At 65.9% G+C, this 14,900-nt stretch carries 9 protein-coding genes; 2 read left to right on the forward strand and 7 right to left on the reverse strand.

The window, feature by feature from the left end:
• Positions 1-33 precede the first annotated feature (33 nt).
• The gene (locus EU555_RS13525) at positions 34-2,583 is read right to left on the reverse strand and encodes a tetratricopeptide repeat protein (protein ID WP_245524293.1); all 2,550 of its coding nucleotides are present in this window, start codon (positions 2,581-2,583) and stop codon (positions 34-36) included.
• A gap of 247 nt (positions 2,584-2,830) precedes the next feature.
• Here EU555_RS13525 and EU555_RS13530 point away from each other — a divergent pair, with 247 nt between their 5' ends.
• Complete coding sequence (locus tag EU555_RS13530; protein WP_135415169.1) at positions 2,831-4,612, forward strand: autotransporter outer membrane beta-barrel domain-containing protein; 1,782 nt, start codon at positions 2,831-2,833, stop codon at positions 4,610-4,612.
• 34 nt (positions 4,613-4,646) lie between these two features.
• Positions 4,647-5,657 (forward strand): TraB/GumN family protein, encoded by a 1,011-nt coding sequence (locus EU555_RS13535; RefSeq protein ID WP_135415170.1) that lies wholly within the window; start codon positions 4,647-4,649, stop codon positions 5,655-5,657.
• A gap of 186 nt (positions 5,658-5,843) precedes the next feature.
• Here the strand turns inward: EU555_RS13535 and EU555_RS13540 are convergent, their stop codons facing one another.
• The 6 genes from EU555_RS13540 to EU555_RS13565 all read right to left on the reverse strand — a co-directional run bounded on the left by EU555_RS13540 (position 5,844) and on the right by EU555_RS13565 (position 14,858).
• Positions 5,844-6,881 carry an ABC transporter substrate-binding protein gene (locus EU555_RS13540; protein ID WP_135415171.1) on the reverse strand — a complete coding sequence of 346 codons (1,038 nt, stop codon included), beginning with the start codon at positions 6,879-6,881 and terminating at the stop codon, positions 5,844-5,846.
• Between the two features lie 783 nt (positions 6,882-7,664).
• A complete protein-coding gene (locus EU555_RS37490; RefSeq protein ID WP_281041287.1) occupies positions 7,665-8,558 on the reverse strand; it encodes a CatB-related O-acetyltransferase in 894 nt (297 codons plus the stop codon).
• 543 nt (positions 8,559-9,101) lie between these two features.
• Positions 9,102-10,736 carry a glycosyltransferase family 1 protein gene (locus tag EU555_RS13550; protein ID WP_135415172.1) on the reverse strand — a complete coding sequence of 545 codons (1,635 nt, stop codon included), beginning with the start codon at positions 10,734-10,736 and terminating at the stop codon, positions 9,102-9,104.
• Positions 10,737-10,788: 52 nt separating this feature from the next.
• Complete coding sequence (locus EU555_RS13555; protein WP_135415173.1) at positions 10,789-11,766, reverse strand: glycosyltransferase family protein; 978 nt, start codon at positions 11,764-11,766, stop codon at positions 10,789-10,791.
• Between the two features lie 5 nt (positions 11,767-11,771).
• Entirely contained in the window at positions 11,772-12,890 is a 1,119-nt protein-coding gene (locus tag EU555_RS13560) for a glycosyltransferase family protein (protein ID WP_135415174.1), read from the reverse strand.
• 1,002 nt (positions 12,891-13,892) lie between these two features.
• Positions 13,893-14,858, reverse strand: coding sequence for an efflux RND transporter periplasmic adaptor subunit (locus tag EU555_RS13565; RefSeq protein ID WP_135415175.1), 966 nt, complete (start codon positions 14,856-14,858; stop codon positions 13,893-13,895).
• Positions 14,859-14,900: the final 42 nt, after the last annotated feature.

Below are 14,900 nucleotides of genomic sequence, written 5' to 3' on the forward strand. Positions count from 1 at the left end.
TCGTCATTGCGAGACCTCCGTACGCGATGGCAATCACCGCGTCCGGAAATAGAACGCCTCGCCGGGCAGCGACCCATACGTGAACGGCTCCTGCTTGCGGTCCGTCGCCGCGTAGACCTCGTCGCGCACCCGGCGGAACAGCATGTTGATCTCGAGCCCGGGCTCCATGATGTTCTTCAGGAACGAGGCCGCGAACGGGCTGTGGGCGCCCATGCCGTCCTGCGCGACCTGCCGGTCGCGGGCCGCGAAGGCGACGAGGGTCCCCCCTTCCGGCTCCATCTTGGCGAGGCCCTGGCCGATCGAGCGCGTCGCCATCAGCCGGCGCATCCGCGGGATGAACGGGTTGTCCCGGCAGGCATCCAGGACGATGAGCCTGAGCTTGCGCGCCCGCTCGGTGGCGGAGAGCACGCGCTCCACCGTCACGGCCTCGTCCTGGACGTCCCGGTCGGCCTTCAGGGAGGCATCGACCGGGATGAGGTAGTTCATGCCCGCGACCTCCAGGCCGTGGCCGGCATAGTAGATCACCGCCCAGTCCGCATTCTCGACCTCGTCCTCGAACGCCCGCAGCACCTTCAGGAGGCCGTTCCGGTCGAGATCGCTCTGCGCGATCACCGTCTGGAAGCCGAGACGCTTGAAGGCGTCGGCGACCGCCTGTGCGTCCCGCTTCGGATTCGCGAGGGGCGAGAAGTCGCGGTAGGCGCCGTTGCCGACCACCAGGGCGACCCGGCGGCCGGGATCCGTGGCGACCGGGGGCTTCGGGGTCTCGGCCAGCTTGGCCTTGAGCTGCTGGAGCTCCTTCTTCGCCTCGGCTTCCGCGGCGCGGGCGCGGATCTCGGCGGCGTCGGCGCTCTTGCGGGCCGCATTCTCGGCCAGGCGGGCGCGCTCCGCCTCGGCCCGCGCCGTCGCCAGCGCCGTGTTCGAGGCCGCGACCTGCGCCATCAGCTCGGCCCGCGCGGCGGCCTCCCGCTCCGCCCTGAGCGTCACGTCGGCCTCGGCGGCGATGCGCGCCTGGGCGGCGGCCTTCACGGCCTCCTCGGCCGCGGCCCGGGCCTGCGCCGCCTCGGCGAGCGCGGTCTTGCGCGCCTGGTCGGCCGACTGGATGCGCGACAGGGCCTCGGCCCGCGCCTCCGCCTTGGTGCGGGCCTCGAACTCGGCGCGGGCCTCGCTCTCGGCGCGGCCGCGCGCCGCGGCCTCGGCCTCGGCCCGCACGCGCGCCTCGCGGGCGTCCTCGGCGGCCTGCGTGGCCGAGGCGCGCCGGGCCGAGGCCTCGACGGTCTGGGCCTCGGCGGCGCGGGCGGCGTTGCGCGCCTTCTCGGCCTGGAGGCTGACCAGCGCGGCGATGCGCTCATGCGCGAGGGCCTGGGCCGGGCGCGCCAGGGCGGCGTCGCGATCCGGCGACAGGCTCATCGCGCGCTCGTAGTTCTCGCGCGCGAGGGCGGTCTCGCCCTGCTGCTCGCGGGCCAGCCCGCGGCCCGTATAGGCCGCCACGAAATCCGGCACGATCCGGAGCGCCTCGTCGTAATCGGCGAGCGCCCGGTCCGGCTGGCCCGCCTGGCGGTGGGCGTCGCCGCGGAAGGTCAGGGCGATCGGCGATCGCGGGTTGAGGGCGACGGCCCGGGTCAGGTCGTCGAGGGCGCGTCCGAGATCGCCGCGCAGCCGCAGGATGTCGCCCCGGTTGGCGAGCGCCAGCGCGTAGCGGGGATTGTGCAGCAGCGCCTCGTCGCAATCCGCCAGGGCCTTGTCGAGCTGTCCCGTCTGCTTGAAGACCAGGGCACGGTTCGTATAGGCCTCGGGCGCGTGGCCGAGCTCGATCGCCCGGTCGTGGTCGGCGAGCGCCCGCTGCACCTCGCCCTTGAGGCGCCAGGCTTCGCCGCGCTGGCTGTAGGCCGGCCAGTGGCGCGGGCGCAGCCGGATCGCCGCGTTGTAGTCGGCGACCGCCTCGTCGAACTCGCCCCGATCGATCAGGAGCGCGGCGCGGTTCTCGTAGCCGATCGGTTCGTTCGGCTGCAGGCGGATCAGGGTGTTGAAGTCGTCGAGCGCCCGGTCGAGCTGCCGCTTGGCGAGATGCGCGAGGCCGCGATTGGCGAAGGCGCGGAAGAAGGTGGGCTCGCGCGCGATGGCGGCCGTGAAGTCCGTGATCGCGCGGTCGTACTCCTCCTTGCTGAGGAGGGCGGCGCCGCGGGCGTTGAGCGTCGCGGCGGAGCGGGGATCGAGCCGCAGAGCCTGGGTCAGGTCGGCGATCGCCCGTTCGTAATCCCCCAGCATCTGCCAGGCGATGCCGCGGTTGCGCAGGGCATCGAGGAAGGACGGGTTGCGGTTGAGGGCGTTGGTGAAGTCCTCCACCGCGCCGCGGTGGTCGCCTGCCTGCACCTTCGCCACGCCGCGGTTGTTGTAGAGCCCCGGGATGACCTCCGGATTCCGCTCCTCGTTGAGGAGCCGGGTGCAGGCCGGAATGCCGGCATTCGGGTTCGCCATCGACCGGTTGCAGGCCTCCCGGTCGCCGGTCGCCGCAGAGGCGGGCCGGGCGAGACCCGCGGCGGATCCGGCGAGGCCCGCCGCGATCCAGGCCAGCAGCGTCACCACGCGAGTATACCGCCCGTTAAGTGACATGCCGTACCCCTTCATACTCTGTTCACCATAACACGGCTGGTGCGGCGGCAATTCTGAATTGTGGCGTTCACTGCGCGGCAGCGTGCCCTTCCGCACGCGATCGGCCGGTCGGGCTGAGCGGCGCGGACACGGCCGGTGCAGTCGACCTCCGCGAGTTGCCAAACGACAACAGCCAAGATTCCACTTTGCATCTACGCTGCGGCGCAGCTCGGAGTATCGCATGATTCGGCGCACCAATACTCGTCTCGGCTGGCCGCTGATCGGGACGACGGCGCTCCTGCTGAGCCAGGCACTGCCGGCGGCAGCCCAGCAGGCCTTCTGCCCGACGGTCGTGGCGGGGGTCGCCGGAACGCCGAACCAGGCCGGTTTCAATCTCGACAACGGGGCCTGCACCAACGGGACGATCGGCGCCTTCTCGGGCGCGGCGCTCGGCAGCCAGGCCCTGAGCAACCTGTCGCAGACCTCGACCCAGGAGACCTCCCGCGCGACCACGGACGCGATCGGCGCCCGGCGCAACGCCGAGGCGCAGCGGGACCGCTCGCCCCCGGCCCGGGAGCGCGAGGCCGGCCGCGACCAGGCCCCGGCCCGCCAGCCGGCGGAGCGGCGGACCGACCGCGAGGCTCAACCGCAGCGGCGGGCCGAGCGCGACCGCGCCGAGCCGCGGGAGCGGCCGGCGCAGCGCCGAACCCGCGCGGAGGCCGCCCCGGCCCGCGACCAGGAGGCGCCGCCCCGGGCGGCCGGGCGCCGCGCCGAGCCGGCAGAGCAACCCGCACGCCGCCGCGCCCGCACGGAGGCCGCCCCGCCCCGCGACCGGGAGGTTCCGCCGCCCCGGGAGGCCGGGCGTCGTCCGGCCGGGGCTCGGGCGGAGGCACCGCGCGCCGTCGCGCGGGAGGAGCCTGGCGCCCGTCCCGGCCGGATCGTCGCCCCGGCGCGGGACGAGCCCGTCGGCGCCGAGCCCGCCCCGCGACCCTACCGGGTCGTCAAGGGCTACGACGCTCCCCTGCCCGTCGAATTCGTGCCGCTGCCCGAGGGGCCGCGCTTCTCGGCCTGGGCGTTCGGCTTCGGCGACTACGAGGAGCGGTCCGGCCGCGGCCAGAACAACATCAACTGCTGCACCAACGCCGCGCCCGGCGGCTTCCCGACGCCGCTCGCCATCTCGATCGAGAGCCGCACCACCACGGCGGGCTTCATCGGCGGCCTCGACATGACGGTCCGCGACGTCGGCCGCGCCGGCGACGGCGTCATCCTGGGCCTGCTGACCGGCTACACCTCGGCCTCGATCGACATCACCAGCCGCGCGGTCTCCTCCAATACCGGGCAGGTGCCGAATGGCGGCGGATCGCTGCGCGCGAATCTCGCCGGCCCCTCGGTCGGCGCCTTCGCCACCTACTTCGACGGTCCCTTCTCGACCGACCTGACCGTCAAGGCCGACATCTACGCCCTGGACGAGCGGTTCGTCGACCAGCTCGGCTTCTCGGCCAACATCATCGGCGGCGTGCTGCGGCCGCCGAGCGTCGTGACCTTCGCGGGCAGCGCCGCGACGGGACTGATCAACACCTCCGTCATCGCCAACGCGAACTACCGCTTCCCCATCGGCACCGATCTCTGGCTCGAGCCGACCGCGGGCATCCGCTACACCGCCTCGGTCTACGACCGGAACGCCCTGGCGCTGGGCCTCGACGACGGTCACCTGCTGCGCGTCCAGGGCGGCCTGCGGGTCGGCACGGACCTCCTGCTGGGGCGGGATACCCGCCTGACCACGTCGTTCACCGCGCTCGCCTACTCGGACGTGATCGTCACGGGGGGCTTCCTCCCCGGAGCGGGCTTCATCGCCGCCGACATCCTGGCGCGGTCGGACGAGGGCAAGGTGCGCGGCCAGGGCATCCTCGCCGCCAATCTCGATTTCGGGAACGGGGTCTCGACCTTCCTCCAGGGCGAGGTGCGGGGCGGCGAGAACCTGTTCGGCGTCGGCGGCAAGGGCGGCGTCCGCGTCCGATGGTGAGCGCGGAGCGCCGACGCCGCATCGGGCCGGGCCGATGACGGCGGGCACGCCGGCGAGAGCCGGCACTTGGCTGACGCTCCTGGTGCTTGCCGTCGCGGCGACGGGCCGGGCCGAGGCGGCCTGCGGCGGCATCGACCTGTTCGCGCGCCTGCGCGAGCGGGCCCCGGACGCGATGGCGCAGATCGAGGCCGGGCGCGCCCTGCCGCACGCCGCCGGCATCCTGTTTCGGCTGACTCGGGCGGATCGCGAGCCTTCCTACCTGCTCGGGACCCTGCACCTCAACGACCCACGGGTCGTCGCGTTCTCACCGCAGGTGCACCAGGCGCTGTCGAGCGTGCGCCAGGTCGCGCTCGAGCTTGCCGAGACGCCGGAGGCGCAACGCGGCCGGGACGCCGCCCGTGTCCTGTCCACCTTTCGCGCGCCCGTCCGGCACCGTGCATCAAGGTTGCTGAAGCCCGCGGACGTCGCACGCCTGACCCGCCTTGCGACGGAGCGCGGCTTCGCGCCGGCCGCGATCCTCCGGCTGCGCCCGGCCGTGCTGGCCCTGATGCTCGACCTGCCGGCCTGCGCACGGCCGTCGGGGGACGGGGGCCACGGCCATGCCGAGCAGGTGCTGGCGGAGCGCGCGGCCAAGGCCGGCGTCGCGGTCGTCGGGCTCGAGACATTGTCCGAGCAGATCGCGATCATGAGCCGCCTCTCCCCATCGGTCGAGCGATCCCTCCTGCTGGCCGTCCTGCGGCAGGCCGGCGCGGCCGAGGACATCGTCGAGACCACCATCGCCCGCTACGCCGCGCGGGACACGGGAGCGCTGCTCGCGTGGATGCGCTCGCCCGCGCTCGTTCCCGGCGATCCCTCCTCCCGGCTCCCTCCGGTGTTTCTCGATCGTCTCCTCGATGCGCGCAGCGCCCGGATGCGCATCCGGATGGAGCCGCTGCTCACGAAGGGTGCGACCCTGGTGGCCGTGGGCGTCGCCCATCTTCCGGGCCGTGCAGGGTTGCTGCGGCTTCTGGAGCAGGACGGCTACGCGGTCGAGCGCATCGAGTGATCGTCGCACTGCGCCGGCCCGCTCACTCCACGCCGACCGCGCCACCCATTCCGCCGCACAGCTCAGCCTGACCTTCGACGAGCCGCGCACCGTGTCCGTCTCCCCGGCCAGCGGGACCGTGCGGTGCCGGCGCTCGGTTTCGCCGGCGCGTGGACCATCCGGGAGCGGGTTTCGGGCGCCCGCGTCTCACTCGACGATCTCGTCGGCGCGGGCGAGGAGCGAGGGCGGGATCACGAGGCCGAGCGCGGCTGCCGCACGGACGCTGACGGTGAGGCGGAACGCCGTCGGCTGCTCCACCGGAAGATCCGCCGCCCGGGCGCCCCCGGCGAGCCGCTTGAGGTAGGAGGCGGCGCGTCGGACCGTGTTCCGGCGCAGGAAGCCGTAGGCGAGCAAGCCGCCCATCTCGGGCAACTCGAGGAACGTCCCGATCGTGGGCGCGCCCATCGCGGTGGCGGCCAGCACGATGCGGCCGAGGAGGCCCGCGAGCGCGACGTCCGGAAGGACGAACACCACGTCCGGCCGCCTGTCCGCCATTGCCCGGACCGCGCCCTCCACGGCGGACGGGTTTGGGATCTCGAACGCGTCGAGCGACAGCCCGGCCGCCTCCGCCGCTCGGGAGACCGCCGACAGCATGCTCGGATTGGACGGGTTCTCGGGGTTGAGGATGGCTGCGATCGAGCGCGCTCGCGGCAGCGCTTCCCGCATCAGCCCGAACAACTTGACCTGCAGGTCCTCATTCTGGGTGGCAAGGCCGGTCACATTCCCGCCCGGGCTCGCGAGGCTCGCCACGAGCCCGGTCCGAACGGGGTCGTTCAGCCCCAGCATGACGATCGGAACCGTCCTGGTCGCCGCCTGCGCAGCCTTGGCGCCGGCGATCGTCCCCACGGTGATCGCGCCCGGCCTCCAGCCGAGGAGCTCGCCCAGCAGCTCGGGAAAGCGGCCGTAATCGCCGTCGGCGTAACGAGCGTCGAGCAGGAAATGCCGGCCTTCCGACCAGCCCTCCATCTCCAGGCCCTCTCTCAGCCAGGCAAGCTCGCTGACGCTGACGGGGTTGGTCGCGGCCACGCTGCCCAGGACGGCGATGCGGAACGGACTGTCCCGTTCCTGTGCCCAAGTGGTTCCCTGTGCCCAAGTGGTTCCCTGTGCCCAAGTGGTTCCCTGTGCCCAAGTGGTTCCCTGTGCCCAAGCTGCCGGTGGCGATGCCAAAGCGCCGGCCGCGAGCACGACGAGATCGCGCCGCCTCACGCGATCGCCTCGTCGGCAAGGGGGAGAGGCGCTGGTCGGCGGCGCTGCCCCGACGCAGTCGTGATCTGACGCGCGGCATCGGGAATGCGCCGGCAGGCCCCCGCTGTTCGGAGGGCCGCAACCGGCCGGGACTGCGTCGCCGGTGCCGCCGAGCAGGCGATCGCGATTGTCGGTGTCCTTCTCGAACGGTGCATGCGGCCGCCCTGGCTGTCGCGACGGTGGAGACCTTCCGTCCGAAGCGTGGGAGCGAGGGTGTGGTCGGGATACCTGCAACCCCGGATCCGGAGCCTCGGATGGACACCGGTCAGAATGCCCCAACGCCGCCGCGTCGTGAATGCCGATCCTCGATCGGGCCGACTCTTCGCCACGGCGGAGAACCGCGATCTCGCCCGACGTTCCTCCTTGCCTCGACCGGCCCTTGGTCTGGGAGCCGGAGGGCTCCCGACCCGGACCCGGTCCGGGTTCTGGCGCGCGAGCCGGGGGGCGCCCCCTCCCGCCGCGCGCCAGGCCAAGCCGCCGCGCGAGACCAAGGGCCCCGGACGTCCCCGACGACCAGTCGCGGCTCACGCCATCCCGCGCGCCACCCCGATCGAGCGCTCCGGCATGCTCCGCCACCGCCCGACGGGCCGCGTCCCAACGCCGTTCCGATCCCGAACACCCGAGCAGGGACGCCTCGTCATGGGCGCGGCGAGCCCTCAAGGACGGCCTCGTCGAGACGCTCGCCCCGTCCTGGATGCGGTCGATGACACGGCAGCGATGATATCATGCCTGCTCCAAAAACAGCTCCACATCACCGCTCAGCATCAGAGGAAGACACTTATTTATCTTTTCGGCTTTCCAATTCCACCATGCGGTCTGAAGCAGCCGTTCAACGGTTTTCTCACCGAACCTGTAACGGATGAGTCTCGCGGGATTCCCTGCGACGATCGCGTATGGAGGAACGGCTTTCGTGACCACGCTTTCTGCGGCAACGACCGCACCATGTCCGATGTCGACGCCCGAAGCGATGAAAGCCCCGGTCGCGATCCAAACATCCGACCCGATCGTGACGTCGCCTTTCGTGGCGTGGTCAAGCTTGCCTGATGCACCACTCCAATCCTGGACCATGTCATGGAGCTGGCTGAATGGATATGTCGATACCGTGTCCATTCGATGGTTGCCGAGGGCGATATTGACGCCCTCGCCGATCGAGCAGAAGCGTCCGATGCTCAAATTTGCAAGACCCTTGTCATGTATCCTAGGAAGTCCATATGTATATGCTCCAATATTCCAATCAAATTCTTCAATTTCTCTGCGCATCAGGAACGCGGTCCATTGATGAAGGAAGCTAAAAGCTGGTGTTATTCTTTGTAGCAAGACGGAAATCGGTGCATCCTGGGCATTGGTCCGGTACTCGCCGAGGCACAGGCCCTCATCGGCAAATAAAAAACTTTCATAAAAGCGGACCGTCCGGTGACCGTTCTCATCCAGGAAAAGCAATTTTCCAAATTCGTCGACATCCCAACGGGTTCCGAAGCGCTCCGGCAAGCCAGCCAGCCCACCGTCTTGTGAGAATCTGACCATGACGCAGATCGCGGGATCAAAGCGTATGACGGCGCGCCAATCGCCCAGCGACAGATCGTCAAACCGAATGGCGGTGCTTCTTTGTTCTTTCATCGGCGTTCCGCGTTCATGATATGAAACGTTGCCGGATCGGGCCGTTTGGTAACATATAGGAAATCTGACCGAGATGCGACATGGAGCACATGTCGGCGACAACATGAGAGCATCACGGTCATTTGGCGCGCGTGGCATCGGACAATTCCGGCAATACTGACATATCAGCGCGCGCGCCAACGCTTCGGCCTGAAGCACGCGGTGCACGCGAGCATCGTTCGACGAACCAGCCACGCGCCCCGCTGCCCCATCCGCGGTCGCCCGATCGGCGGCTTCCCGGGCGGGAGCGTGGATGGCCGCATCCTCGCTCCAGGCGCGCCGCTGCACTTCGGTGGCGACCGGCCCGCCGCCGTCGAGGACGCGAACCCTCCGCGTCATCGCCTCACCCAGGTCCGGCCGATGCGTTCGCCGGAACAGCGGGGTCCGCGGATCGGGCACCACCACGCCTCGCTGCCGGCCTTGTCCGGATCGATGGCGTCGCACCGGCTCGCGGCCTGGACCGAGCACCGGGATGACCGATCCGACCTCACGCCGGTCAGATCATCAGGCGACGTTGCACAGGCGATTTTTCTGCAGATCAGATATTTCCGATAGCAGTTCAAGGCCTTTCTGCAGGCCGTCTGCCTGCAAGTATGCGAATTGCTGCATCTTCGAAAAGGCAGCGTGATCGGCATGCCGCTGCCTGTAAGCGTTCTCCAGAGCCGCGTACCAACTGCCATGCCACGGAACGATGTAACCAACGCCGAGATCACCGATCGTCTTCACGTAATCGGGTACCGCGGATGCCATGACGGGAACACCAGCCGCGGCAGATTCCAAAACCTTCGTCGCTGATTTTGCAAAATTAAACACAGTTTTCTCGAAAGGAACAAGGACCAGATCATGGTCCGACACTTCATCAATCATCGCATCGTAAGTGACAGCCGGCTTGAAAAAAATTCTATCCCACCCGCTGAAACTGTCCGCATCAACGTGGCCGAGGACCGTCAAGTCACAATCTTCATGGTCTCGGTGAAATTCGTATAAATCCGAGATCATCTCCTTGAGATCATTTTTATGAGTAGGGCTCCCTGACATGTACAGAATTTTCCATCTGGCCGATTTTGTAAGCGGACGTTCTTTGATAAACCGACGTTCAAGTGAAAAGCGCGAGGTGATCGTTTGAAAACCCCGTTGCTTGAAATAGCGACTCATGAAATTGTTTGGTACCAGGATCGCGTCCGCCACCGTCGCGCTCTGAAAGCGCAGCTGCATCTCGACTTGAAATTCCGGATCGTCGAGGTACCGAAAGCCAGACCGAACGGCACTGATCTGATCGGCAATTTCAGAAAATACGTTTAAATCGTCGGTTTCATAGAGTACCAGCGATCTCTCCGCCTTGGCGGCTCGGACCAGCTTCTCGAGCTGCGGGGTCAGAGGCGTGCGCTGAAGCACGACAATATCGAAACTCGAGCTGGAATTCGGGTGAACCTCCGACTTGTCGACGACCGCGACCTCGGCCCCGGCCTGCCAGAGGTGCCGTCCCTGAACGACGGCGCGATAATAGCGAGAAGCGTTATTTGTATCCTTGGTATCGGTTACGATCAGAACCTTGACATCGCTTCGCATGATATGAATTGAGGATAGAGGAATGAATTCATCATCATCAATCACTCCGAACTCGGCGATGGCGCCAATGTGTCGATATTGGTAAGGTATAAGAATATTGAAGCCGAACCTTCCATCAAGATGGCCATGTTCGACGAGTTCGCCGCGATACTGATTGGCGGTTGCACGCGAAACAATCACCCCATTGACCCGCAAAGCCACGACGGCTCGAGTATACGTGTCATCGTTCCGCCGCACCCAGCCGACAATCTCGTTTCTTTTTACTTCGTCGACATGATAGAAATACCGCTGGGCTGGCAAATGCACTTGAATATCTTCGGACGACTCGGAATCGTCCGCACAATAAATTGCGCGTAAAAGATGTGTCTCATCATCCCAGAAACGACTTGGAATGCGAAAGGACCAGACCGACGAATTTCCGCCACGTTGGCGGACGAGATTTTCACCCAAATCAATCCCGTCGATTTCCAAACGGATCGTTACCTGATGATTGTGCGCGTCCTGAAAAAACAAATGGCCCAGCACCGATCCGTTGCCGACAAAGGCCAATCTCGCGGAAACACTCGTCATATCCCGTATCCCTAGCGATCGTCTGTGGATGAATAGCGTTGCGCGCAGCAGTTCATGCTTGTATCAAAGGTTGTCTTGACATCGAATCGTTCAAATATGCCTCGAATGATGAGAAATCGAAGGGCTTGAACATTCTCAGCTTGGGGACGAATGCGCTCGGCGACGCCATCGCATAGGATATGGCCTTTGCAACCTGGTCGGGCGTGCGAGCCGTGTTGATGACACCGATGGTCGTTAAATCGAATGGTCCAGCGTTGAACACGATGGTCGGCAGGTCGATTCGTTGAGCATCGACGATCGTGGTCGACGGTGCCGTAAACAAGACGGTCATACCGCTGAGAAAATCCGTTATCGTGCTCCGATCGACATCGTTAAAGCTCAAGATTCGCAAATTTTTCTCGACGAGATGGGGCGAGTGAAAAATCGACCCGATCTTCTCGTCGTATTTATATTCTCCGGGATGAGGCCGCCAAAATACCAAGTATTCCGGAAACGACCGACAAATCTCTCTCACGGATTGTATGAACAATATCCGCTCTTGGTCGGAATATCTCTTCCAATGAAGATTGGAAGTCACTCCGATTTTGTTGCCGATGCGGCGATTTTGTTGATTGTCTTGCGGTATCAGAATTCCATACTGGTCCCAACTGCAAAGCTGATCCGGCGCGATCCGAGGCCGGTAATCATCATGATCGAGTGTGTAACCCTCTTGCAGCAAGCCATGCTGAATATCGATCAACGGAGTGGATCTTTGCGCCGCGGCTTCAGCGAGGCGCTTGGACAGCCGGTGCGGCTCGGCTTCGCTGTAGCCAAAAGTGATCACATGCGAATGTCTGTATAAGTTCGAGACAGCCACACCTTCGTTGTCATAAAGATGAATGTTTCCTGCGTTCCGGAAAGGCTTTTTGTATTTTTTCGGCATATATTCCGTGCAAAGGCCGAAACGCGCATGCGGCATCCCACCTGCGAGCGTGAGCGCCAGCTCGATGGAGGTGCGTGTCGGACACACGATGAGTGGAGTGAGTGTCATTGTGCCTACATCTCTCCGCCGAGGTCATGCACCATCCGAACGAATTGTTCAGCATGAGCAGCTATCGAGAATGTTCTAACTACGTATTCCCGGGCAGAGTCTCGTACTTCTTCTCGCAAGGTCGGATGTTTTATCCACTCGCCGATCGCAGTGGGCCAGTCATTGTGACCGCATAATGCAACTACCGATTGCGGCAAGTCATTATACGGGTCGAACGCAGACGCCACGACCGCAATGTTGGCACAAGTATATTCGATCCATTTTGTATTTGCTTTGCAGCGGTTGTAAGAGATCGGTCGCAAAGGAGCGATGCCGATATCCCATTCGATCATGCTCAGCTTATGCCGAAATGCGTAATAATTGCCTGGAACTGGCGGATGATCGATGATGCGGTCGTTAAATTTTTGCTTTAACTGTGTTTTCCACTCAAATCCCAGAACATTAAACACAACATTAGGATAATCAAGCAGTATTTCTTCTACGAAATTTGAGATGTAATCCAAATCGTGTGCATGCCACCGGCTGGCCATATAGCCGATTTTCACGTAATCGCTATTATTCTTGTGATGTGTCAATTCGTCTTGTTTAACCGAGCAATAGATAGGTGTGTGCGAGATCGTCTTGTGCTCATAGCGGGCGAGTTGCTTTTCGAGGGCGGCTGTCGACGCGACGACACCGGTCGCCTCGCTCATGGTTTTCAACAGCGCTTCGCGTCGCGACACATGATTATAGACATCGACAGCGGCCTGCCCAATTTCGGCCGGCACTTCCAATAAATTATCATCCATAAACACGCAGGACGGGACGGAAAGTTTCTGGCTCAATTCCAAGATTTCTGGCCAGTATCTACCGGTATATCGACTCAAGATGATACAACTAATCGGATATTTGCTAAATGTCTGCATTAGCATGAGCGAGGGATATGATGTATCGGCGACAATTCTGACGATGTCGTTGTGGCTAATAAAGCAAATTCCATGGCCACGATTCACCAAATCGTGCGCAAATATGCGCCTGAACGCGAGTTCCTGGGTCGGGTCATAGGCATCTGTAAAAACTAGACATAAAGATCTTACCTTCTCTGGCAGCTCTACCACGCATGTTTTTGGCACTGTGAGCGACATCGGCTTCCGTCTCAAACTGTCATGATGTGGACTAGCCTGTAAGGCCTAGACCGTCAACATGGACACAACGCGCTGGAACAATGAATCGGGGCCATGTGGCTGGTCGACAAGTTGTGCCGTGTGCAGTCAGAGGCGGACATGCGCTCGCTGTTGTCCATAAATTCCCTCCATTGCTCCGTCCGGAGACAATAGCAGGTCATTTCATGGGCCGCATTGCTGCCGTTATCGGCATCGGCCGAAGCGAGCCCGCGCCCGACGCGGCCTCCCGCGGGCGATCGCGTGTCGGACAGGGCGAACCCACCTGTCGTGCGGACCGCGCGCCGCGCCCGGCACGCCAGCGCCAGCACAGCGGGGTACAGCGCCAGTCGATCCCTCGCGCGGCGCCTGGCTTAGGCCGAGCGCCGTCAAGACCTCGTCGTCCGCGTGGGCAGGCAGACGATGGGGTCCCGGTCGGCCGTCTTGGCGGGCGCGCCGCTCGTCTTGGCATCGTCGAGGTTCGACCTGCCCGCCGGACGGCTGCTTCAGGGACGCGAGACCCGTTCGCCTCCGCGCTGGCAACGGCAGAAGCCCGCCCGGCGAGGGCACTCGCCTCAAGCCGGGAGCGGGCTCCGGTTGCGGGCGGGGGACCGCGGGTCAGCGGCGGCGTGGCGGTCTGCGAGGGGCCCCGAAGCCGGCTTCCGGCGTTGCGTCGGGACGGGCGTGTTCGATCGCGTGATGCGATCCTGATCACATCGCTGCTCCATGCGACGCATCACCTGTCGGCCGAGGCATCCAGCGCCGGCCCGGGGGCAGGCTCCGGCCCGGATCGGCACGGCGCGCCGCCAGCCTCTCCCATGGTCGCCGTTGCGGCGGGGTGCCGCCGCGTCGTCCGCCGCCGGTGGGGGAGGCCGGTCGGGTCGGTTGGATCACGTGATCCCTCCGGCATCGCGGCCGCTCCGCGGGCGACCGCCGCGCCGCCGCAGCCCGGGGCAGGCGGATCGCGCGCCGCGGCTTGCGGTCCGCTCAGTTCCGGCTGCGTGCCTCGGTGCTCTCGACGGGCCGGACGGTGTCGCCCTCGCGCAGGAACGGAGCGGCCCGGACCACGACCGCGTCGGTCTCGGACAAGCCGGTGCGAACCTCGACCTCGTCCTCGGAGAAGAGCCCGATCGTGACCGGGCGCGCCTCGATGGTGCGGCCGGTGGAGACGTAGACGGCCGGGCCGTCGGGTCCGTTCACCAGGGCGGAGAACGGCACCGCGATGCCGCAGCTCTCCCCCACCGAGACCGTGCCGCGGGCGAACAGGCCGAGCCGGGTATCGCCCGCCGAGGCGAGCTGGATGCGTACCTGGCCGAGCTGCGTTGCCGGGTCGGCGACCGGCGAGACGATGCGCACCTTGCCGCTGACCGGAGCGAGGCCGATCGGCTTCACGCTCACCGCCTGGCCGGGCGCGAGACGGCCGAGCTTCGCGAGCGGCGCCTCGGCCGCCAGTTCCATCTCGCCCTGGGCGGCGATCACGAAGAGCGGGTCCCGGCGGGCCGGCGCCTGCACGCCCACCATCGCGGTGCTGCGGCCGACGAGGCCGGAGACGGGGGCGCGCAGCGTCACCGGGCCGCCCGGCTGGCCGTCCTCGGGCGCGAGCTGCGCCAGGGCCTGCCCGGTCCGTACCTCGTCGAGGGCCTTGACGTAGACCTGGGTCACCCGCAGCCCGTCCCGGTCGGGACGGACCTGCACCTCCTGCCGCGGCACCAGCACGCCGGTCACGTCGACCCGGTCGGAGAAGCAGCGGACCTTCGTGCGGGCCACGCTCACAGCGGGGCCGGCGGGCTGGGCCGGCGCCGGATCGCCCGCCGCGGCGGCGAGCCCGGGGGCCAAGGCTGCGCAGCCCGCAAGCACCGCGTAGGCCGCGAGCCGCAGGTCGTTATCGCCGAACCGGCGGCCGCTCTTGCGAAAGCGGCCGCTCTTGCGAAACCCGCTCAGGACCCGCGGCATCGGAAGTCTTGGTCGCGACACGTCTCGTCCGCTCCGCCTGTA

The organism is Methylobacterium nonmethylotrophicum, from assembly GCF_004745635.1.
In the GTDB taxonomy this organism is placed as follows: Bacteria; Pseudomonadota; Alphaproteobacteria; order Rhizobiales; family Beijerinckiaceae; genus Methylobacterium; species Methylobacterium nonmethylotrophicum.

Excerpts from the sequence above, each read along its gene's own strand:
- EU555_RS13555 (WP_135415173.1), bottom strand. The coding sequence starts at position 11,766 with ATGACACTCACTCCACTCATCGTGTGTCCGACACGCACCTCCATCGAG.
- EU555_RS13560 (WP_135415174.1), bottom strand. The coding sequence starts at position 12,890 with ATGTCGCTCACAGTGCCAAAAACATGCGTGGTAGAGCTGCCAGAGAAG.
- EU555_RS13550 (WP_135415172.1), bottom strand. The coding sequence starts at position 10,736 with ATGACGAGTGTTTCCGCGAGATTGGCCTTTGTCGGCAACGGATCGGTG.
- EU555_RS37490 (WP_281041287.1), bottom strand. The coding sequence starts at position 8,558 with ATGAAAGAACAAAGAAGCACCGCCATTCGGTTTGACGATCTGTCGCTG.
- EU555_RS13535 (WP_135415170.1), top strand. The coding sequence starts at position 4,647 with ATGACGGCGGGCACGCCGGCGAGAGCCGGCACTTGGCTGACGCTCCTG.
- EU555_RS13530 (WP_135415169.1), top strand. The coding sequence starts at position 2,831 with ATGATTCGGCGCACCAATACTCGTCTCGGCTGGCCGCTGATCGGGACG.
- EU555_RS13565 (WP_135415175.1), bottom strand. The coding sequence starts at position 14,858 with ATGCCGCGGGTCCTGAGCGGGTTTCGCAAGAGCGGCCGCTTTCGCAAG.